Genomic DNA, 18,792 nt, shown 5'->3' with positions numbered 1-18,792 from the left:
CCTTGAGCGGATTTTCACCAAGCGTCAAATCTCCTTCCAGAGGTCACACCTCAGCGAATCAACCAACCGGGAGGAGCCCGACATGAAATTCCTGACCACTGCCGCCACGGCACTGGCCCTGGCCGTCACCGCAAACGCAGCCTCTGCTGCCTGCGACGATGGCGAGATCGTCATCAAGTTCGCCCACGTCACCAACACCGACAAGCACCCCAAGGGGATCGCCGCTTCGCTGCTGGAAAAGCGCGTGAACGAAGAGATGGACGGCACGGCCTGCATGGAGGTCTATCCGAACTCCACCCTCTACAACGATGACCAGGTGCTGGAAGCGATGCTGCAGGGTGACGTGCAGCTGGCCGCGCCCTCGCTGTCGAAATTCGAGAAGTTCACCAAGCAGTTCCGCCTGTTCGACCTGCCCTTCATGTTCAAGAACATCGAAGCCGTCGACGCGTTCCAGGCCTCCGACGCGGGGTCCGCGATGAAGGACAGCATGCAGAAGCGTGGCCTGCAGGGCCTGGCCTTCTGGCACAACGGCATGAAGCAGATGTCGGCCAACAAGCCCTTGCTGTCGCCGAGCGATGCCAACGGTCTGAAGTTCCGCGTGCAATCCTCGGACGTGCTGGTTGCCCAGATGGACGCGATCGGCGGCTCGCCGCAGAAGATGGCATTCTCGGAAGTCTACGGCGCGCTGCAGCAGGGCGTTGTCGACGGTCAGGAAAACACCTGGTCCAACATCTACGGCCAGAAGTTCTTTGAAGTTCAGGACGGTATCACCGAAACCAACCACGGCGTTCTCGACTACCTGGTCGTGGCCTCCGTCGACTGGCTGGACAGCCTGGACGCCGAAGTGCGCGACCAGTTCATGACCATCATGGACGAAGTGACCGCCACCCGGAACGCCGAATCCGCCAAGGTGAACCAGGAGGCCAAGCAGGCCATCATCGACGCCGGCGGCACCGTCCGCACCCTGGACGCGGCTCAGCGCCAGGAATGGGTCGACACGATGCTGCCCGTCTGGGACCAGTTCAAGGAAGATGTGGGCCAGGACAACATCGACGCTGCACAGTCGATCAACGCCCAGATGTGACCTGTCGGGGCCCGGTGCGATCCGGGCCTGACAGGGCCGGGGGCGCGGGAGGGTAGACCCGCGCCCCCGATGCTTGCCGCTCCGGGGTGATCCCCGGCACCAGGCGGCAGGCCGCCACCGCGACAGGTGGCACGTCTTTGACAGACAGGGTTTCCAGGGAAGGGGGACAAGATGCATCCCGGCAGAAGCGAAAGCTTTATCGACAAGCTCGAGGAGACGGTGATCGCCGCGATCCTCGGCATCATGACGCTGGTGACCTTCGCCAACGTCGTGGCGCGTTACGTGTTCAACAGCAACCTGCTCTGGGCGCTGGAACTGACCGTGTTCCTGTTCGCCTGGCTGGCGCTTCTGGGGGCCTGCTACGCAGTGAAGAAAGGGGCCCATCTGGGCGTGGATGCGATCATCGACATCGTGTCGCCCCCGGTGCGCCGGGTGCTGGGCCTGATCTCGATCACGGTCTGCATCGCCTTTGCCTTCCTGCTGCTGAAGGGCGCCTGGGATTACTGGGCCAATTTCGCCAACCTGCCGCAGACCACCGGCCGCTGGTTCCCCACCGGGTTCGAGGAAAGCTTCCGCCCCAAGGGCTGGTACGAGGTCAACGACATCCCGCATCCGGGCTTCCTCGCCTGGATGGAGGACGTGTTCAACGACGGCGACGAATACGAGAAACTTCCGCGTCTGATCCCCTACATGATCCTGCCCTTCACCATGGCGCTGCTGCTGTTCCGCTTTGTCATGGCGGGCGTGGCGATCTGGCAGGGTAAGTCGGACCGGATCGTGGCCTCGCACGAGGTCGAAGTTGAACTCGCGGAAGTCCGCGAACAGCGGGGCGAGGGCTAAGTCATGGAAGTCGGTCTTCTTTTCGGGCTCGTCATCGGGCTCATGCTGATCGGTGTGCCGATCGCCGTGTCGCTGGGCATGTCCTCTGCGCTGTTCCTGCTGTGGTTCTCGGACACGTCGCTGGCCTCCATCGCGCAGACGCTGATGCAGGCCTTCGTGGGGCATTTCACCCTGCTGGCGATCCCCTTCTTCATCCTGGCGTCGTCCTTCATGTCGACGGGCGGGGTGGCGAAACGGATCATCCGCTTCTCCATCGCCTGCGTCGGGCACCTGCGCGGCGGGCTGGCCATCGCGGGCGTCTTTGCCTGCATGATCTTTGCGGCCCTGTCTGGGTCCTCGCCGGCCACCGTGGTCGCCATCGGGTCGATCGTGATCGGGGCGATGACCCAGGCGGGCTATTCCAAGGATTTCGCCGCAGGTGTCATCTGTAACGCGGGCACGCTGGGCATCCTGATCCCGCCCTCCATCGTGATGGTGGTCTATGCCACCGCGACGGACGTGTCGGTGGGCCGGATGTTCCTGGCCGGTGTCTTCCCCGGTCTTCTGGCGGGAGGCATGCTGATGCTGGCCATCTACATCATGGCCCGGATCCGCGACATGCCGGCAGGCGAGTGGAAGGGCTTCATGGAGATCTGGCTGGCCTTCAAGGATGCCTTCTGGGGTCTGATGCTGATCGTCATCATCATGGTCGGGATCTACGGCATCCCCGGCGTGACCGGCGCAATCTTCACCCCGACCGAGGCCGCGGCCGTCGCATCGGTCTATGCCTTCATCGCTGCGGTGTTCATCTATCGCGACATGGGGCCGCTGTCGACGGAAGGGGACGACCGCCCGAACCTGCCGCTCTACAAGAAGCCGATCGCCCTGGTCACCGCGTTCTTCCATGCCGACACGCGCCGGACGCTGTTCGAGGCCGGCAAGCTGACCGTGACGCTGATGTTCGTGATCGCCAACGCGCTGATCCTGAAGCACGTGCTGACGGATGAGCAGGTGCCGCAGACGGTGGCACGGGCCATGCTGGATGCGGGCTTCGGCCCGGTCATGTTCCTTGTCGTGGTCAACGTCATCCTGCTGATCGGCGGCCAGTTCATGGAGCCGTCGGGCCTGCTGGTCATCGTGGCACCGCTGGTCTTCCCGATCGCGATCGAGCTGGGGATCGACCCGATCCACCTGGGCATCATCATGGTCGTGAACATGGAGATCGGCATGATCACCCCGCCGGTCGGCCTGAACCTCTTCGTGACCTCCGGTGTCGCGGGGATGCCGATGATGCGGGTGGTGAAGGCGGCAGCGCCGTTCCTGGCCGTGCTCTTCGTCTTCCTGATCCTGGTGACCTATGTGCCGATCATCTCGACCTGGTTGCCGACCGTGGTCATGGGACCCGAGATCGTGACCAACTGAGGGGACGGGACCCAAAGGTGCGCTACCGCGCATTCCCGGTTCTGACATCTTCAAGGCGACGCCCCGATCCGGGGCGTCGTTTTGCGTTGTGAGGGCGGGATTTGAGTATTTTGGGCAAGATGAAGCCGGGGTGGCGGTCCCGGTTTCAGGCGTTTTCGAGGGCGTTGATGATCGGGGTGAAATCATCCGCGGTCAGGGAGGCGCCGCCGACCAGCGCGCCGTCGACATTGGAAATGTCGAAGATTTCCTGTGCATTGGCCGCCTTGACCGACCCACCATAGAGCAGTCGGACCGACCGGCCCACGCCGGGGCCGAACCGACGTTCGAGGCGGCTGCGCATGAAGTCGTGGACCTCTCCGATCTGGTCGGGCGTGGGGGTCATGCCGGATCCGATGGCCCAGATCGGTTCATAGGCTACGACCAGGTTTTCCCCGGTGGAGCTGTCAGGCACCGAGAGCGACAGCTGCGCGCCGATGATGTCGAGCGTGTTGGTCGCCTGGCGCTGGCCGAGGCTTTCGCCGAGGCAGATCACCGTCATGAGACCGGCCCGTTGCGCGGTGCGGGCCTTGTCGCGCACGCTTTCGGAGGTTTCGTGATGGCTGGCGCGGCGTTCGGAATGGCCCAGGATCACCGCCGTGGCCCCGGCATCGCGCAGCATCGCGGCGGAGATGTCCCCGGTATGGGCGCCGTCGGTCTGGTGGTGGCAATCCTGGCCGCCGATATGGATCGCGCTGTTGCCGAGGGTCTGGACCGCCGGGGCGATCAGCGTTGCGGGCGGGCAGATCAGCAGATCGACGGACGGATTGGGATGGGATTTGGAGAGGGTCTGAAGGTCGTCCAGGGATTGGCTCGTGCCATTCATTTTCCAGTTACCGGCCGCGAGTTTCCGCCGCATCATGCTCTCCCTCTTCTGGTTCGGGGCATCTTCGCGGATTGGCGGCCGAGGTCAAGTTCGCATGGGCGTTCCGGGCCGGGATCAGGAGGCTTTGCGCGCGGCTTTGCGTGCCTTTTCGGCGCGCTTCTTTTCCGCCGCCGCGCGGGCCGGGCCCAGGGACAGGCGCGCCCATTGGGCGGCTTCATCCGGATCGTCGGCGGCGCTGTCGGGCAGGGACATCAGGGAGGTGACCTGGCGCTGGCCCGTGGCGCGGGTATAGGTGAAGGGAAGCGATCCTGCCGCTTCGAATTGCGCCAGGGTGCTGTGGTCGGATTTCATGTAGATCGTGCCGGAGGAGGCGATCATGGCGAACATGACATCCTCTTCGACATAGAGCGCCACGCCGGAAAACATCCGCCCCGTGCGCAGGGGGCCAAGCGCGCCAAAGAGGTCCGTCGCATGTTCGAGGACCTCTTGAGACACGGCCATGTCAGCTCTCGGCGAACTTGATCGACTCGCCGCAGCCGCAGGCCTCGACGACGTTGGGGTTGTTGAAACGGAAGCCGGATTCGAGCAGCGATGTCTCGTAATCGATCTCGGTCCCGAAGAGGAACATCTGCGCCATCGGGGCGATCATCACCTTGGCGCCATCCTGTTCGACCAACTCGTCATTGGCGTCGACCTGGTCCACGTAATCCATCGTGTATTCCATGCCTGCACAGCCGCCCTTCTTGACGCCGATGCGCAGCCCCTCATGGCCGTCGCGCTTCATCAGCTTGACGATCTGCGCCGCGGCGCGGGGGGTGATGGTGACAGCTTGTTTGCCGGGAATGCCGAACATGGTCAGGTCTCCTTTGTGCCAGATCTAGTCCTTCAGGGCCTTGATGCCAAGGGGCGGGAGGTGATCGAGCAATGCGAGCGTTGCATAGGCGCATATCAGCGCCCATCCGAAGGATGCAAGGGTGCCGATGATCACGTATTCGGCAGCCTTCTGCTTGCGTTTGCTGGCATCGAACCGCAGCACCGATTTCGCCGCGATCAGGAAGCCCACGGCAGAGGGCTGACCGGCCAGCACGAACAGGAAGATCAGCCCGCGTTCCAGCAGGCCGATCATGACACCACCGCGGGGCAGGCCCTCCGCGCGGAAGGCGCGGCCGAAGGGGCGGACCAGCAGGCCGACGGCGTAACCGCCCGCCTGGGTGGCGATGATCAAGCCGGCGATTGCGGTCATGATGCTGGGCAGGAGGGGGGTGTCGGCGTAGAGGCCCTGTCCGAAGAGCGTCGGGTGGAGGACCGCGATCGCGACCAGCGTGCCGATATGGGCGGCCTGGTCGACCAGGAAGGACGCGAGCGTGTTCGGCGCGTAAGTCTTTGCGATATCTATCAGAATATGGGCGAGCGTCAGGACCGCGAGGGGGATCAGCGCCTCGGCCCGAGTGGGGGCGATGGCCAGCGTGGCGGTGGCCATGACGATCAGGGCATGCAGGGCCAGGGCGCGGGGGGAGCGGTCCTGCTTGGCCTGGGCCAGCGCATCCGATTGCAGCGGGAAATCCGCCAGGGCATGGGCCAGCAGCAACGCGACGAACGTGTCGATCATGCCGCTTCCAGGTGGTGCAGGGCGGCAGAGAGCGAGGGGAACCCGGCGGCCAGCAGCGCCTGGCGCACGGCCTGTCGCGTGATCGACAGGGCGGAGGCGACCTCGTCCTGGGTGGGGCGTTCCGGGGCCAGCATGGGAAGCACGGCGCGGGCCTGGGCCGGCGTCCAGTCGTCGGAGATATGGTGGGCCAGTTCTGCCGTGGCGGCCAATGCGCCGTCCCGGGCATCGGCGATGGTCACGTGTTTCTCCATCGCGTCAAGTGTCTGACCGGACAGGGTAAAAGCGGTGCCCGAAGCGGCGTTCAGATCGCCGCTAGGCGGAATGTCCACGCTGCCCTCGGCAATGGCGATCCGGGTCTGAAGGGTCTTGTCGACCTGGCGCAGTGCTGCGCGGAAGGTCAGTGCAGCCCGCAGCGCCGACAGGTCGACGGGCAGGCAGACCTGCCAGCCATCGCCACGATGTCGGGTGAAATGCAGGGGGGCGTCGTACCAGTATTCGAGCAGCGCCGCAGCCTCGGACAGGGCATCGAGCGCCATGGAAAGACGGTCGTGCGACAGGGCCGAAGACGCGACAAGATCTCCGGTCAGGACGAGGCGAGGGGCAGGCATCGCAAACTCCGATCTTTGCAAGGCATATCACTTGCAAAGCGCGAAGGAAACCAAAATCGCTTTCCCTGCGAAAAGGAAAGCGATTTTACTTACATAAAGCCAAGCTCAAGGCGGGCTTCGTCGGACATCATGTCCATGCCCCAAGGCGGTTCCCAGGTCAGGGCGACATCGACCTGTTTCACACCTTCGAGAGGTTCGACCGCATCGGCCACCCAACCCGGCATATCCCCGGCGACGGGGCAGCCCGGCGCGGTGAGGGTCATGATCACCTTCACCTCGTTCTCGGGCGAGATGTCGATCGTGTAGATCAGGCCGAGGTCATAGATATTCACAGGAATTTCAGGGTCATAGACCGTGCGACAGGCATCGACCACCGTATCGTAGAGCGGATGGTCGGTTGTCGAGGGTGCAATGAGGGGGGCGCCTTCGAGAGGCTCTTGCGTGTCCGTCATGTCGTCCTGCCTTGTTCCTGACGGAATATATAGGATTTGTGGAAGGCGAGGTCCAGAGGGGGACGGGTTTTGTGACCGAACGGGACGTCGGTATGACGTCGGTGCCACGTCGGTATTGCGTCGGTGGATTTTTTCACGCCGATGATGCCGAAACCTCGGATTCGGGCACGGGGATGCAGGCCTGAACCCAGATGATCGGACTGGGCCGATGGGCCGGTCCCGCAGGGAACCGGCGCCTGAGACAAGCCGATCAGCCTGCTGTCTTGCGACGGCGAACCGGGGCGGGGCGGACCTTGGATTCGATCTCGTCATAGAGCCGTCCGACCACGTCCTTCTGCGAGGCCCGCTCGACCCCTTCGAAACCGGGAGAGGAATTGACCTCGAGCACCTTAGGTCCCGATTCCGAGCGTAGCAGGTCGACGCCTGCCATGTTCAGGCCGAAGGCGCGGGCGGCGCGCAGGGCGGTATCGCGTTCCTCTTTCGTGATCCGGACCGCGGTGGCGGTGCCGCCCAGATGCAGGTTGGAGCGGAAATCGTCGCCCTCTGCCTTGCGCTTGATCGAGGCGACGACCTTGTTGCCGATCACGACGCAGCGGATGTCTTCGCCCGCCGCCTCCTTGACGAAATGCTGCACCAGGAAGTTCGCCTTGAGACCGCGGAAGGCCGAGATCACCGATTCCGCCGCCTTGCGGGTTTCGGCCAGCACGACGCCGCGCCCTTGGGTCGATTCCAGCAGTTTGACGATCAGCGGGGCGGACCCGACCAGCCCGATCAGGTTGCCGGTATCCTTGGGCGAATTGGCGAAGGCGGTCGCGGGCATGCCGATGCGATGACGCGCAAGCACCTGATGCGCATGGAGTTTGTCGCGTGACGCGGTGATCCCTGCGGACCCGTTGACGCAATAGGTACCGATGGTTTCGAACTGCCGGATGACGGCTGTACCGTAGGGCGTGATCGAGGCGCCGATGCGCGGGATCACGGCGTCGTAACGGGGCAGGCGCTTGCCGTCGTAATGCACTTCGGGCGCCAGCGCGTTGATCGCCATGTAGCAGCGGGTGGTGTCGATGACCTCCACCCCGTGGCCGCGTTTCTCGCCCTCTTCGACAAGACGGCGGGTGGAATAATTGTCCTCGCGGCTGAGCACGGCGATCCGCAGGGCGCGGTTCGGCGCCGCCTTGCGGACGCGGGCGGAATGGTAAACTTCGTAGCTGAGCTCGGGCTGGCAGAACCGTTCACCCGGCACGACGGCGACCCGATCGCCAAGCGCCTGACGCCCCAGCAACATGTGGCTGGCCATGCCACGCCGGTCGGTCAAAGTGATCTCGATCGGCCAGGTCTCACCGGCGATTTCCAGCGGACTTTGAATGACATAGCGCATTTCGGTGTCGCCGTTGGACGACGTGACCTCGCGCCGGTCGGTGATCTTGGCCGAGCAAGGGATCACCAGGTCGTCGCGTCCGGGCACCGGATGCACGGTAAAGCGCACATGCGGTTCGGTCGCGCGGCCGAAGGTTTCGATATCGAAGGCATGCAGGGCCGAGGTCTTGGCCCCGGTATCAACCTTGACCTTGAGGGTGGGCAGGCCGAGTTCGGGCAGGGAAACCCACTCCTCCCAGCCGAGACGAATGAGCGGAGACGGGTCGGTATGTTCGGTATCGGTCATGATGGATTTGTGCGGGATCCGGGGGACGGGGGCAAGGAAAAGCCTTAGAGGAGGCGGGACGTACAGCCTCTGCCCGGTCTCTACAATGGGATTGTAACGGGCAAGCGCGCGGGCGGAGGCCTTCCATTCCGGACGCGGATCGGCCAGAAGAGCCGCAACCATCGGAGCGCCTCATGACCACCCGTTTCGCCTTTGAAAAACTTGCCCAGGACGGCAAGGCCCGGCTGGGCCGGATCACGACACCGCGTGGCGATATCCGCACGCCGGCCTTCATGCCCGTGGGCACCGCCGCGACCGTCAAGGCGATGATGCCCGAAAGTGTGGCGCAGACCGGCGCGGACATCCTGCTGGGCAATACCTATCACCTGATGCTGCGCCCGACGGCCGAACGGATCGACCGTCTGGGGGGGCTGCACACGTTCATGAACTGGTCGAAACCGATCCTGACCGACAGCGGCGGGTTCCAGGTCATGTCCCTGGCCGGGCTGCGGAAATTGACCGAGGACGGGGTGCGGTTCAAATCCCATATCGACGGGTCGGAACACATGCTGTCGCCGGAAAGGTCGATGGAGATCCAGCGGCTGCTGGGCTCCGACATCGTGATGTGTTTCGACGAATGCCCGGCGCTTCCCGCGGATCGCGCGCGGATAGAGGAGTCGATGCGCCTGTCGATGAGATGGGCCGCGCGGTCGCGCGAGGCCTTTGGCGACCGGCCGGGCTATGCGCTGTTCGGCATTCAGCAGGGCGGTCTGGAGGAAGACCTGCGCGGCGAAAGCGCCGCCGCCCTGCGCGAGATCGGGTTCGAGGGCTACGCGATCGGTGGGTTGGCCGTCGGTGAGGGGCAGGAGGCGATGTTCGGGTGCCTTGATTTCGCGCCCGATCAGCTGCCCGAGGACAAGCCGCGCTACCTGATGGGCGTGGGCAAGCCCGATGATATCGTGGGCGCGGTGAAGCGCGGCGTCGACATGATGGATTGCGTGCTGCCGTCACGGTCCGGGCGCACGGGGCAGGCGTTCACGCGGCACGGGGTGGTGAACATCAAGAATGCGCGCCATGCCGATGACCCGCGGCCCCTGGACGAAAACTGCACCTGTCCCGCCTGTCGGAACTATTCGCGTGCGTACCTGCATCACGTCTTCCGGTCGCAGGAGATGATCTCGGGCATGTTGCTGACCTGGCATAACCTCCAGTATTTCCAGGACATCATGGCCGGGATGCGGGACGCGATCGGCAACGGGGCCTTTGCAGCATGGGAAGCGGACTTCCATGCGGGGCGGGCGGAAGGGGATATTCCGCCGCTGTAATTTTGGGCAAGCTTTTTGGCTTGCCATTGAGAATAGCAAGCGAATTGGCTTGCTTTCAGGCGACGATGACCTCCGTCCCCCAATGTTCGCATTTGCGCGCCAGGTCGGGAGCCAGGGGCTGATCGGTAAAGAACGTGTCGATTGCCGAAAGCGACGCGATGCGCGCCGGGGCGGAGCGGGTGAATTTCGAATGATCCGCCACGAGGAAGGTCTTGCGGGCCTGGCGCAGGATTGCCTGGCTGACGCCGACCTCCTGAATGTCGAAATCCAGCAGATCGCCCTCCCGATCCAGGGCTGAACAGCCGATCACGGCAAGGTCGAACTTGAACTGGTCGATGGTCGACGAGGCCAGGTTGCCGATCAGCCCGCCATCGGCGCGGCGCAGGTTGCCGCCCGTCACGATGACCTCGCAATCGGCATTGGCGGCCAGGATGTTGGCCACGTTCATGTTGTTGGTCACCACCAGAAGGTTTCGGTGATTCAATAGCTTGCGGGCCACCGCCTCGGTCGAGGTGCCGATGTTGAGGAAGATCGACGCATCGTTGGGCACGGCGGCGGCGCAGGCGGTGGCGATGGTCGACTTGGCATCGGCATTGAGCGAGCGGCGTTCCTCGTAACCGATATTCGTGGTGCCGGAGGGCAGGACGGCGCCGCCATGGACGCGCTCCAGCTGGCCATTATCGGCGAGGTCCGACAGGTCGCGGCGGATCGTCTGGAGGGTGACGTTGAAATGGGTGGCGAGCCCTTCGACCGTGACCTTGCCGTCGCGGCGGGCGATTTCCAGGATCTCGGGGTGGCGGAAGGTCTGGGACATGTCGGGATCGGTTGTTTTCGTTTCTTTGCGTTCACGCTTGCATCAAATGCACCGCCTGACAACCGCCGCAAGGGCCAAGGATTCGCCGCATCGGGCTAAGGTTCTGGACTTATTTGCATTTGCAGCACCGTAATTGCTGCTATGCGGCGTCAGGGAAAGGTGTTTGATTTTCGGTGTTTGCGCAAAAACGAACATAAACGAAAATAAACTGTTGCTGCGGGAAAGTCGCTTTGCCATAAATCTGCTCAACAACCACGACAAGCGCGGGGGAGGCGTAGGTGGCGAACAAGCCCGACAGCGATGTGACCGACCTGTTCGTCATCGGCGGCGGCATCAACGGATGCGGCATCGCGCGGGACGCGGCCGGTCGTGGGCTGAAGGTCATGCTGGCCGAGATGGGGGACCTGGCCGGTGCGACCTCGTCCTCGTCGACCAAGCTGTTCCATGGTGGGCTGCGTTACCTGGAATATTTCGAGTTCCGCCTGGTGCGCGAGGCGCTGATCGAACGCGAGGTGCTGCTGAGGGCGATGCCCCATATCTCGTGGCCGCTGCGGTTCGTGCTGCCCTACCACAAGGATATGCGGTTCGAGGCGGAAACCCCGACCTCGCGCCTGCTGAGCGGCGTGATGCCCTGGATGCGGGGACGGCGGCCGGCCTGGCTGATCCGGCTGGGCCTGTTCCTTTACGATCACCTGGGTGGGCGGAAAATCCTGCCGGCGACGCGCACGCTGAAGTTGCGCGACGCGCCCGAGGGCAAGCCGCTTCAGGAGCGGTTCGAAACCGCCTTCGAATATTCCGATTGCTGGGTCGATGACAGCCGCCTTGTGGTGCTGAACGCGCGCGATGCCCAGGCGCGTGGCGCCAAGATCCTGACCCGGACCGAGGTCGTCTCGGCGGGTCGTGACGGCGACCTGTGGCGGATCGAAACCCGCGATGCAGAGACCGGGCAAACCCGCAAATTCAAGGCCCGCATGATCGTCAATGCGGGCGGTCCCTGGGTGGCGGACTTCCTGCAGACCAAGGTGCATCGCAACACGCAGGAGAAGATCCGGCTGGTGCGCGGGTCGCATATCGTGACCCGGCGGCTGTTCGACCACGACAAGTGCTATTTCTTCCAGGGCACGGACGGGCGCATCATCTTTGCGATCCCCTACGAGCAGGATTTCACCCTCATCGGCACCACCGAGGCCGCCCATGAGGACCTGAGCGCGAAGCCCAGGATCACGCCGGAGGAAACGGCTTACCTGATTGCTTTTGCGAACGAATACCTGGCGCAGGATATCTCGGAAAAGGATGTCGTCTGGACCTATTCCGGTGTGCGCCCGCTATACGACGAGGGCGCGGCCAGCGCTACGGCCGCGACGCGGGATTACACGCTGAAGCTGGAAACCGGGGCGGGCGGGCCGATGCTGAACGTGTTCGGCGGCAAGATCACGACCTACCGGCGGCTGGCCGAAGCGGCACTGGAAAAGATCGCGACGCAATTGCCGATGCCCAAGGGCGCCTGGACGGCCGGCGTGCCGCTGCCGGGCGGCGATTTCCCGGTGAAAGGTGTCTCGGCGCAGATCGAGGGGCTGAAGGCGGATTACCCGTTCCTGTCGGAGTTCTGGGCGCAGCGCCTGGTGCGCGCCTATGGGACAGAGGCGCGGGATGTGCTGGGCGAGGCGGCGTCGGCCGAGGATCTTGGCCCGGATTTCGGCGCGACGCTGACCGGGCGCGAAGTGCTGTGGCTGATGCAGAAGGAATTCGCGCGGACCGCCGAAGACGTGGTTTGGCGGCGCGGGAAACTCGGCCTAAGGTTGAAGCCGGAGGAGATCAAATCGCTGGGGGCCTGGATGGATCACCAGCGTCCCGCGGCCCGTGCCGCGGCGGAATAGGGGGGAGCGATGGCTCTGGAGTTGAAAGGCGTTCGCAAGGTTGTCGAGGGGCAGGTGCATATCCACCCCACCGACCTGCGACTGGAACAGGGCAGCATGAACGTGCTGCTGGGTCCGACCTCGTCGGGCAAGACATCCTTGATGCGGCTGATGGCCGGGCTGGACGTGCCGGGGGAGGGCGAGGTCTGGTGGAATGGTGAAAACGTCACCGGCATGCGGGTTCAGGACCGCAAGGTGGCGATGGTTTATCAGCAATTCATCAACTACCCGTCGATGTCGGTCTACGACAACATCGCCTCGCCGATGCGGCTGATGGGGGTGAGCAAGACCGAGATCGACGCCCGGGTGCGCGAAACCGCCGAGCTGATGAAGCTGACGCCGATGCTGGAGCGCAAGCCGTTGGAATTGTCGGGCGGTCAGCAGCAGCGCTGTGCGTTGGCGCGGGCTCTGGTCAAGAATGCCGGTCTGGTCCTGCTGGACGAACCGCTGGCCAATCTCGACTACAAGCTGCGCGAGGAGTTGCGGGTGGAAATCCCAAGGATTTTCGAGGCCTCCGGCGCGATCTTCGTCTACGCGACGACGGAACCGGAAGAGGCGCTGCTGCTGGGCGGCAACACCGCGACCCTTTGGGAGGGCCGGGTGACGCAGTTCGGCCCGACCGCGCAGGTCTATCGCCAGCCGGTGGATGCGACGACGGCACGGGTCTTCAGCGATCCGCCGATGAATTTCCTGCAGGTGTCCAAGACCGGGTCCAAGCTGATGTTCGGGGAGGGGCAGTCGGCCCCCGCCGCCGGCAAGCTGGCCGACCTGCCCGATGGCCGCTACACCGCCGGGTTCCGCCCCAACCACCTGGAGATCGGCCAGCACGCCTCCGAGGCGATGCAGTTCCGCACGAAGCTGGTGGTGACAGAGCTGACCGGGTCGGAAACCTTCGTGCACCTGGATCATGCGGGCGAACGCTGGGTCGGGCTGATCCACGGCGTGCATGACCTGCCGATCGGAGAGGCGCTGACCGTCTGGCTGGACCCGCGCCACGTTTACATCTTTGGCGAGGACGGCGCGTTGATCGCCCCTGCCGCCTATGCGCTGGCCGCCTGAGGGGGAGGGGACATGGCAAAGATCACGCTCGACAAGCTGGCCCATTCCTACCTGCCCAATCCCGGGCACGAGGACGACTGGGCGCTGAAGGAAATGACCCATGTCTGGGAGGACGGCGCGGCCTATGCGCTGCTGGGGTCCTCGGGCTGCGGGAAGTCCACGCTGCTCAACATCATCTCGGGGCTCTTGCAGCCGTCGCAGGGGCGGATCCTTTTCGGGGATACGGATGTCACCCATGCCCCGACAGCGGCGCGCAACATCGCGCAGGTGTTCCAGTTCCCGGTGGTCTACGACACGATGAGCGTGCGCGACAACCTGGCCTTTCCACTGCGCAATCGCGGCGAGAGCCCGGCCTATGTGGCTGAACGCGTGCAGGAAATCGCCCGGATGATCGGCATGGAGGACATGCTGAACCGCAAGGCGCGCGGCCTGACGGCGGATGCCAAGCAGAAGATTTCGCTGGGTCGGGGGATGGTGCGCAAGGACGTGAACGCTCTGCTGTTCGACGAGCCGCTGACAGTGATCGACCCGCATATGAAATGGGAGCTGCGCACCCAGCTGAAATCGCTGCACAACGAGTTCGGCCACACGATGATCTACGTCACCCATGACCAGACGGAGGCGCTGACCTTCGCCGACAAGGTGGTGGTCATGTATGACGGCCGCGTGGTGCAGATCGGCACCCCGGAAGAGCTGTTCGAGACGCCGGAACATACCTTCGTGGGCTATTTCATCGGCTCACCCGGCATGAACGTGATCCCCGCCAAGGTGGAGGGCGACCGCGCCTATATCGACGGGGCGGAGATCGCGCTTGGCCAGGGTTATGGCCCGATGGGGGGCCGGGTCGAGATCGGCGTGCGCCCGGAATATGCGCGCCTGTCCGACAGCGAGGGCCTGCCGGTGAACATCCGCCGGGTCGAGGATGTCGGCCGCCACAAGGTGATCCGGGCGGATTTCTTCGGCACCGATATCAACATCATCGCCGGCGAGGATGACGAGATTGGCGCGGACATGACCCGTGTCGCCTTCGATCCGGCGCGGGTGAACGTCTACGCGGATGACTGGCGGGTGAAACCCACCGGCGCGGCGGCATGAGCGGCCGAACGGGAGGAGGGGCGAGATGAACAAGACGACCAATCAGAAGGCCTGGTTCCTGGTTCTGCCGGTGCTGGTGCTGGTCGCCTTCTCGGCGGTGATCCCGCTGATGACGGTTGTGAATTACTCGGTCCAGGACACGTTCGGGAACAACCAGTTCTTCTGGGCGGGCCTGGAATGGTTCGAGGAGATGCTGGCCTCGCAACGGATGTGGGACGCGCTTGGGCGGCAGTTGATGTTCTCGGGGATCATCCTGGCGATCGAGGTGCCGCTGGGCATCTTCGTGGCGCTGAACATGCCCAAGGGCGGCTTCTGGGCCTCGTTCTGCCTGGTGATGATGTCGCTGCCGCTGCTGATCCCGTGGAACGTGGTGGGCACGATCTGGCAGATCTTCGGCCGGGTGGATATCGGGCTGCTGGGCTACGTGCTGGACCGGATCGGGGTGAATTACAATTACACCCAGGACACGGTCGCGGCCTGGATCACCATCGTGGTGATGGATGTCTGGCACTGGACGTCGCTGGTGGCGCTGCTGGCCTATGCGGGGCTGAAATCCATTCCCGACGCCTTCTACCAGGCGGCCAAGATCGACCAGGCGAGCCGCTGGAAGGTGTTCCGCTATATCGAGCTGCCCAAAATGATGGGCGTGCTGATGATCGCCGTGCTGCTGCGCTTCATGGACAGTTTCATGATCTACACCGAGCCGTTCGTGGTGACCGGCGGCGGGCCCGGCAATGCGACGACCCTGCTGTCGATCGACCTGGTCAAGATGGCGCTCGGCCAGTTCGACCTCGGCCCCGCGGCGGCGTTCTCGATCATGTATTTCCTGGTGATCCTGCTGATCTCCTGGGTGTTCTACACGGTCATGACCAACCTGGACAATCGGGGGAGCTGAGCGGATGGCAAACGTGACCGAAACCCAGGCCCCGGCCTATGTCGCCCCGCGCAAGGGATTGTTGTCCCGGGTGAATTCCCGCGCGGTGGTGATGACGCTCTACCTGCTGTTCCTGCTGCTGCCGATCTACTGGCTGCTGAACATGAGCCTGAAGACCAACGCAGAGATCCTGGGCGATTTCACGCTGTGGCCCAAGGACCTGACGCTGGCCAATTACGCGACGATCCTGTCCGACCCGGCCTGGTACATGGGCTATGTGAATTCGCTGACCTACGTGGTGCTGAATACCGTGATCTCGCTTTCGGTGGCGCTGCCTGCGGCCTATGCGTTCTCGCGCTACCGGTTCCTGGGGGACAAGCACCTGTTCTTCTGGCTGCTGACCAACCGGATGGCGCCGCCCGCGGTCTTTGCGCTGCCGTTCTTCCAGCTTTATTCCTCGGTCGGGCTGTTCGACACGCATATCGCGGTGGCGCTGGCGCATTGCCTGTTCAACGTGCCGCTGGCTGTCTGGATCCTGGAAGGGTTCATGCGCGGCGTGCCGAAAGAGATCGACGAGACCGCCTATATCGACGGCTATTCCTTCGGGTCCTTCTTCGTGAAGATCTTCATGCCGCTGATCGCGTCGGGCATCGGCGTCGCGGCCTTCTTCTGCTTCATGTTCTCCTGGGTCGAGCTGCTGCTGTCGCGCACGCTGACCACGGTGGACGCCAAGCCGATCGCGGCGATCATGACGCGGACGCAGGGGGCATCCGGCATCGACTGGGGCGTGCTGGCGGCGGCGGGGATCCTGACGATCGTGCCCGGGGCCTTGGTCATCTATTTCGTACGCAACTACATCGCCAAGGGCTTTGCCCTGGGGAGGGTGTGATGCAGGGGCTGACGGTTCAGCGGATGCGGCAGGCCCGGCCTCGGGGGGGCGTTCGCCCGGTCCGGGCTGGCGCGGGCGCCCCGAAGCAGGTGCGTCGCGAGGGCTGTGCGGGGCATCGCCGGGACGCCCTCCCAGGGGGGAGGTCGGGCGTGGCGCATCCGCGCCGGGTGCGTCCGCTGGTGGCGGCGCAACAAACATTCATCAGGGAGGTATTCTGACATGGCCTGGATGGCATGGACCTGGCCGACGGCGATCTTCTTCCTGGTCATCGCCTCGCTTCTCGTCATCTTCACGATCCTCGCGATCCGGTTCCCCGAAACCCCGCGCACCGGCGTGCTGGGGATCGAGACGACCCGCGGGGACCGGCTTTTCATCACGCTTCTCGGCTCGGCCTTTCTCAACCTGGCCTGGCTCGGATGGACGGACCTCGCCCAATGGTGGGGGCTCGTCATTGCCTTGGTCTATGCCGCGGCGGTGTTCCGCTGGGTCTAGACCCGACCAAACCGGCGAAGGAGACGCCGGACACCTCGATATTCCAAGGGAGGAAAACATGAGGATATCACTGAAAAGTAGCACCGCCCTGGTGCTGGCGCTGGCGATGGCCGGGCCGGTCTGGGCCGACATGGAGGCGGCGCAGGCCTTCCTGGACGAAGAGATCGGCGACATGTCCACGCTCACCCGCGAGCAGCAGGAAGCCGAGATGCAGTGGTTCATCGACGCCGCCGCCCCGATGGCCGGCATGTCGATCAACGTCGTGTCCGAAACCATCACCACGCATGAATACGAAAGCCAGGTGCTGGCCCCGGCCTTTACCGCGATCACCGGGATCGAGGTCACCCACGACCTGATCGGCGAAGGCGACGTGGTCGAGAAACTGCAGACGCAGATGCAGTCGGGCCAGAACGTCTATGACGGCTACATCAACGATTCCGACCTGATCGGCACCCATTGGCGCTATCAGCAGGCGCGCAACCTGACCGACTGGATGGCGGGCGAGGGCGCGGATGTGACCAATCCCGATCTCGACCTGGACGATTTCATCGGCATCAGCTTTGTCACCGGGCCGGATGACAAGCTGTACCAGCTGCCGGACCAGCAATTCGCGAATCTATACTGGTTCCGCTACGATTGGTTCAACCATCCGAAAACCCAGGAAGATTTCAAGGCCGCCTATGGCTATGACCTGGGCGTTCCGGTGAACTGGTCGGCCTATGAGGACATCGCGGAATTCTTCACCGGGCGCGACATGTCCTATGCGGGCGGCCCGGCCGAGGATGTCTTCGGCAACATGGATTACGGCAAGAAGGACCCCTCGCTTGGCTGGCGCTACACCGATGCGTGGATGTCCATGGCCGGGATGGGCGACAAGGGCGAACCCAACGGCCTGCCGGTCGACGAATGGGGCGTCCGGGTGAACGAGAATTCGCAGCCGGTCGGTTCCTGCGTGGCCCGTGGCGGCGCGACCAACGCGCCTGCGGCGGTCTATGCCGTGACCAAGGCGATCGAATGGCTTGAGAAGTACACTCCGCCCGCCGCGGCCGGCATGACCTTCTCAGAGGCCGGACCGATCCCCGCGCAGGGCAATATCGCCCAGCAGATGTTCTGGTACACCGCCTTCACCGCCGACATGGTGGGCGACGGGGCGGATGCGGTCCTGAACGACGACGGCACGCCGAAATGGCGCATGGCCCCGTCGCCGCATGGCGCCTACTGGGAAGAAGGCACCAAGATCGGCTACCAGGATGCGGGGTCGTGGACGCTGCTGAAATCCACCCCGGTGGATCGGGCCAAGGCCGCTTGGCTGTATGCCCAGTTCGTGACCTCGAAGACCGTGGACGTGAAGAAATCCCATGTGGGCCTGACCTTCATCCGCGAGTCGACGATCCAGCACGACAGCTTCACCGAACGCGCGCCCAAGCTGGGCGGCCTGGTCGAGTTCTACCGCTCGCCGGCCCGCGTGGCCTGGTCGCCCACGGGCACCAACATCCCCGATTATCCCAAGCTGGCACAGCTGTGGTGGCAGAATATCGGGGACGCGATGTCGGGTGCCAAGACCCCGCAGGAGGCGCTGGATTCGCTCTGCGCCGACCAGGAGCGGGTGCTGGAACGCCTGGAACGCGCCGGTGTGCAGGGTGACCTCGGTCCGAAGATGAACGAGGAGCAGGACCCGGAATACTGGCTCTCGCAGCCCGGTTCGCCCAAGCCCAAGCTGGAGAACGAGGACGAAGAGCCGATGACGGTCTCCTATGACGAGCTGATCCAGTCCTGGAACTGATCGGCCGCGCATGACAGGCCGGGGCTTTCGGGCCCCGGCCTTTTCTG

At 64.1% G+C, this 18,792-nt stretch carries 19 protein-coding genes; 11 read left to right on the top strand and 8 right to left on the bottom strand.

Going from position 1 to position 18,792, the window contains the following annotated elements; genetic code table 11:
- Window positions 1-82 precede the first annotated feature (82 nt).
- The 3 genes from ATO9_RS11735 (at window position 83) to ATO9_RS11725 (ending at window position 3,325) form a co-directional block, all read left to right on the top strand.
- Window positions 83-1,084 carry a DctP family TRAP transporter solute-binding subunit gene (locus ATO9_RS11735; protein ID WP_043749031.1) on the top strand — a complete coding sequence of 334 codons (1,002 nt, stop codon included), beginning with the start codon at window positions 83-85 and terminating at the stop codon, window positions 1,082-1,084.
- Window positions 1,085-1,255: 171 nt separating this feature from the next.
- Window positions 1,256-1,924 carry a TRAP transporter small permease gene (locus tag ATO9_RS11730; RefSeq protein WP_043749028.1) on the top strand — a complete coding sequence of 223 codons (669 nt, stop codon included), beginning with the start codon at window positions 1,256-1,258 and terminating at the stop codon, window positions 1,922-1,924.
- Between the two features lie 3 nt (window positions 1,925-1,927).
- Window positions 1,928-3,325, top strand: a complete 1,398-nt coding sequence (locus ATO9_RS11725; RefSeq protein ID WP_043749024.1) for a TRAP transporter large permease — start codon at window positions 1,928-1,930, stop codon at window positions 3,323-3,325.
- A gap of 145 nt (window positions 3,326-3,470) precedes the next feature.
- Here ATO9_RS11725 and tpiA read toward each other — a convergent pair whose 3' ends face one another.
- The 7 genes from tpiA to rimK form a co-directional block, all read right to left on the bottom strand.
- The gene (gene tpiA, locus ATO9_RS11720) at window positions 3,471-4,220 is read right to left on the bottom strand and encodes a triose-phosphate isomerase (RefSeq protein ID WP_043749735.1); all 750 of its coding nucleotides are present in this window, start codon (window positions 4,218-4,220) and stop codon (window positions 3,471-3,473) included.
- Window positions 4,221-4,301: 81 nt separating this feature from the next.
- Complete coding sequence (locus ATO9_RS11715; protein ID WP_043749021.1) at window positions 4,302-4,688, bottom strand: TfoX/Sxy family protein; 387 nt, start codon at window positions 4,686-4,688, stop codon at window positions 4,302-4,304.
- Window position 4,689: 1 nt separating this feature from the next.
- The gene (locus ATO9_RS11710) at window positions 4,690-5,040 is read right to left on the bottom strand and encodes a HesB/IscA family protein (protein WP_043749018.1); all 351 of its coding nucleotides are present in this window, start codon (window positions 5,038-5,040) and stop codon (window positions 4,690-4,692) included.
- 24 nt (window positions 5,041-5,064) lie between these two features.
- Complete coding sequence (locus tag ATO9_RS11705) at window positions 5,065-5,796, bottom strand: DUF3307 domain-containing protein (RefSeq protein WP_043749015.1); 732 nt, start codon at window positions 5,794-5,796, stop codon at window positions 5,065-5,067.
- Window positions 5,793-6,404 (bottom strand): hypothetical protein, encoded by a 612-nt coding sequence (locus tag ATO9_RS11700; RefSeq protein WP_043749012.1) that lies wholly within the window; start codon window positions 6,402-6,404, stop codon window positions 5,793-5,795. Before ATO9_RS11700 ends, ATO9_RS11705 begins: the two co-directional genes overlap by 4 nt.
- Before the next feature lie 89 nt (window positions 6,405-6,493).
- A complete protein-coding gene (locus ATO9_RS11695; protein WP_043749009.1) occupies window positions 6,494-6,856 on the bottom strand; it encodes an SUF system Fe-S cluster assembly protein in 363 nt (120 codons plus the stop codon).
- 250 nt (window positions 6,857-7,106) lie between these two features.
- Window positions 7,107-8,519, bottom strand: coding sequence for a 30S ribosomal protein S6--L-glutamate ligase (gene rimK, locus ATO9_RS11690; protein WP_043749007.1), 1,413 nt, complete (start codon window positions 8,517-8,519; stop codon window positions 7,107-7,109).
- 173 nt (window positions 8,520-8,692) lie between these two features.
- On the opposite strand from rimK, the gene tgt reads away from it, so the two are divergent.
- A complete protein-coding gene (tgt, locus tag ATO9_RS11685) occupies window positions 8,693-9,823 on the top strand; it encodes a tRNA guanosine(34) transglycosylase Tgt (protein ID WP_043749004.1) in 1,131 nt (376 codons plus the stop codon).
- A 55-nt stretch (window positions 9,824-9,878) separates the two neighbouring features.
- On the opposite strand, the gene ATO9_RS11680 is transcribed toward tgt, so the two are convergent.
- Complete coding sequence (locus tag ATO9_RS11680; protein ID WP_043749001.1) at window positions 9,879-10,637, bottom strand: DeoR/GlpR family DNA-binding transcription regulator; 759 nt, start codon at window positions 10,635-10,637, stop codon at window positions 9,879-9,881.
- 278 nt (window positions 10,638-10,915) lie between these two features.
- Between ATO9_RS11680 and glpD the strand changes: the two genes are divergently transcribed.
- From glpD to ATO9_RS11640, 7 genes are all read left to right on the top strand, one after another.
- Complete coding sequence (gene glpD / locus ATO9_RS11675) at window positions 10,916-12,514, top strand: glycerol-3-phosphate dehydrogenase (protein WP_043748999.1); 1,599 nt, start codon at window positions 10,916-10,918, stop codon at window positions 12,512-12,514.
- A gap of 9 nt (window positions 12,515-12,523) precedes the next feature.
- Complete coding sequence (locus ATO9_RS11670; RefSeq protein ID WP_043748994.1) at window positions 12,524-13,612, top strand: ABC transporter ATP-binding protein; 1,089 nt, start codon at window positions 12,524-12,526, stop codon at window positions 13,610-13,612.
- 12 nt (window positions 13,613-13,624) lie between these two features.
- Window positions 13,625-14,707 carry an ABC transporter ATP-binding protein gene (locus ATO9_RS11665; RefSeq protein WP_043748992.1) on the top strand — a complete coding sequence of 361 codons (1,083 nt, stop codon included), beginning with the start codon at window positions 13,625-13,627 and terminating at the stop codon, window positions 14,705-14,707.
- Window positions 14,708-14,732: 25 nt separating this feature from the next.
- Entirely contained in the window at window positions 14,733-15,602 is an 870-nt protein-coding gene (locus tag ATO9_RS11660; protein ID WP_043748988.1) for a carbohydrate ABC transporter permease, read from the top strand.
- Window positions 15,603-15,606: 4 nt separating this feature from the next.
- The gene (locus ATO9_RS11655) at window positions 15,607-16,470 is read left to right on the top strand and encodes a carbohydrate ABC transporter permease (protein WP_043748985.1); all 864 of its coding nucleotides are present in this window, start codon (window positions 15,607-15,609) and stop codon (window positions 16,468-16,470) included.
- A gap of 219 nt (window positions 16,471-16,689) precedes the next feature.
- The gene (locus ATO9_RS11645; RefSeq protein WP_043748981.1) at window positions 16,690-16,962 is read left to right on the top strand and encodes a DUF2160 domain-containing protein; all 273 of its coding nucleotides are present in this window, start codon (window positions 16,690-16,692) and stop codon (window positions 16,960-16,962) included.
- A 58-nt stretch (window positions 16,963-17,020) separates the two neighbouring features.
- Entirely contained in the window at window positions 17,021-18,745 is a 1,725-nt protein-coding gene (locus tag ATO9_RS11640) for an ABC transporter substrate-binding protein (protein WP_043748979.1), read from the top strand.
- Window positions 18,746-18,792 lie beyond the last annotated feature (47 nt).

The sequence above is a fragment of the Pseudooceanicola atlanticus genome (assembly GCF_000768315.1).
Lineage (GTDB): Bacteria > Pseudomonadota > Alphaproteobacteria > Rhodobacterales > Rhodobacteraceae > Pseudooceanicola > Pseudooceanicola atlanticus.
Note: the sequence above shows the minus strand (reverse complement) of the source record. Positions and strands in the feature narration are given on the sequence as shown.

Bases quoted from the DNA above. Each gene is read 5' to 3' on its own strand.
- ATO9_RS11735 (WP_043749031.1), top strand. From the start codon at position 83: ATGAAATTCCTGACCACTGCCGCCACGGCACTGGCCCTGGCCGTCACC.
- ATO9_RS11730 (WP_043749028.1), top strand. From the start codon at position 1,256: ATGCATCCCGGCAGAAGCGAAAGCTTTATCGACAAGCTCGAGGAGACG.
- ATO9_RS11725 (WP_043749024.1), top strand. From the start codon at position 1,928: ATGGAAGTCGGTCTTCTTTTCGGGCTCGTCATCGGGCTCATGCTGATC.
- tpiA (WP_043749735.1), bottom strand. From the start codon at position 4,220: ATGCGGCGGAAACTCGCGGCCGGTAACTGGAAAATGAATGGCACGAGC.
- ATO9_RS11715 (WP_043749021.1), bottom strand. From the start codon at position 4,688: ATGGCCGTGTCTCAAGAGGTCCTCGAACATGCGACGGACCTCTTTGGC.
- ATO9_RS11710 (WP_043749018.1), bottom strand. From the start codon at position 5,040: ATGTTCGGCATTCCCGGCAAACAAGCTGTCACCATCACCCCCCGCGCC.
- ATO9_RS11705 (WP_043749015.1), bottom strand. From the start codon at position 5,796: ATGATCGACACGTTCGTCGCGTTGCTGCTGGCCCATGCCCTGGCGGAT.
- ATO9_RS11700 (WP_043749012.1), bottom strand. From the start codon at position 6,404: ATGCCTGCCCCTCGCCTCGTCCTGACCGGAGATCTTGTCGCGTCTTCG.
- ATO9_RS11695 (WP_043749009.1), bottom strand. From the start codon at position 6,856: ATGACGGACACGCAAGAGCCTCTCGAAGGCGCCCCCCTCATTGCACCC.
- rimK (WP_043749007.1), bottom strand. From the start codon at position 8,519: ATGACCGATACCGAACATACCGACCCGTCTCCGCTCATTCGTCTCGGC.
- tgt (WP_043749004.1), top strand. From the start codon at position 8,693: ATGACCACCCGTTTCGCCTTTGAAAAACTTGCCCAGGACGGCAAGGCC.
- ATO9_RS11680 (WP_043749001.1), bottom strand. From the start codon at position 10,637: ATGTCCCAGACCTTCCGCCACCCCGAGATCCTGGAAATCGCCCGCCGC.
- ATO9_RS11670 (WP_043748994.1), top strand. From the start codon at position 12,524: ATGGCTCTGGAGTTGAAAGGCGTTCGCAAGGTTGTCGAGGGGCAGGTG.
- ATO9_RS11665 (WP_043748992.1), top strand. From the start codon at position 13,625: ATGGCAAAGATCACGCTCGACAAGCTGGCCCATTCCTACCTGCCCAAT.
- ATO9_RS11660 (WP_043748988.1), top strand. From the start codon at position 14,733: ATGAACAAGACGACCAATCAGAAGGCCTGGTTCCTGGTTCTGCCGGTG.
- ATO9_RS11655 (WP_043748985.1), top strand. From the start codon at position 15,607: ATGGCAAACGTGACCGAAACCCAGGCCCCGGCCTATGTCGCCCCGCGC.
- ATO9_RS11645 (WP_043748981.1), top strand. From the start codon at position 16,690: ATGGCCTGGATGGCATGGACCTGGCCGACGGCGATCTTCTTCCTGGTC.
- ATO9_RS11640 (WP_043748979.1), top strand. From the start codon at position 17,021: ATGAGGATATCACTGAAAAGTAGCACCGCCCTGGTGCTGGCGCTGGCG.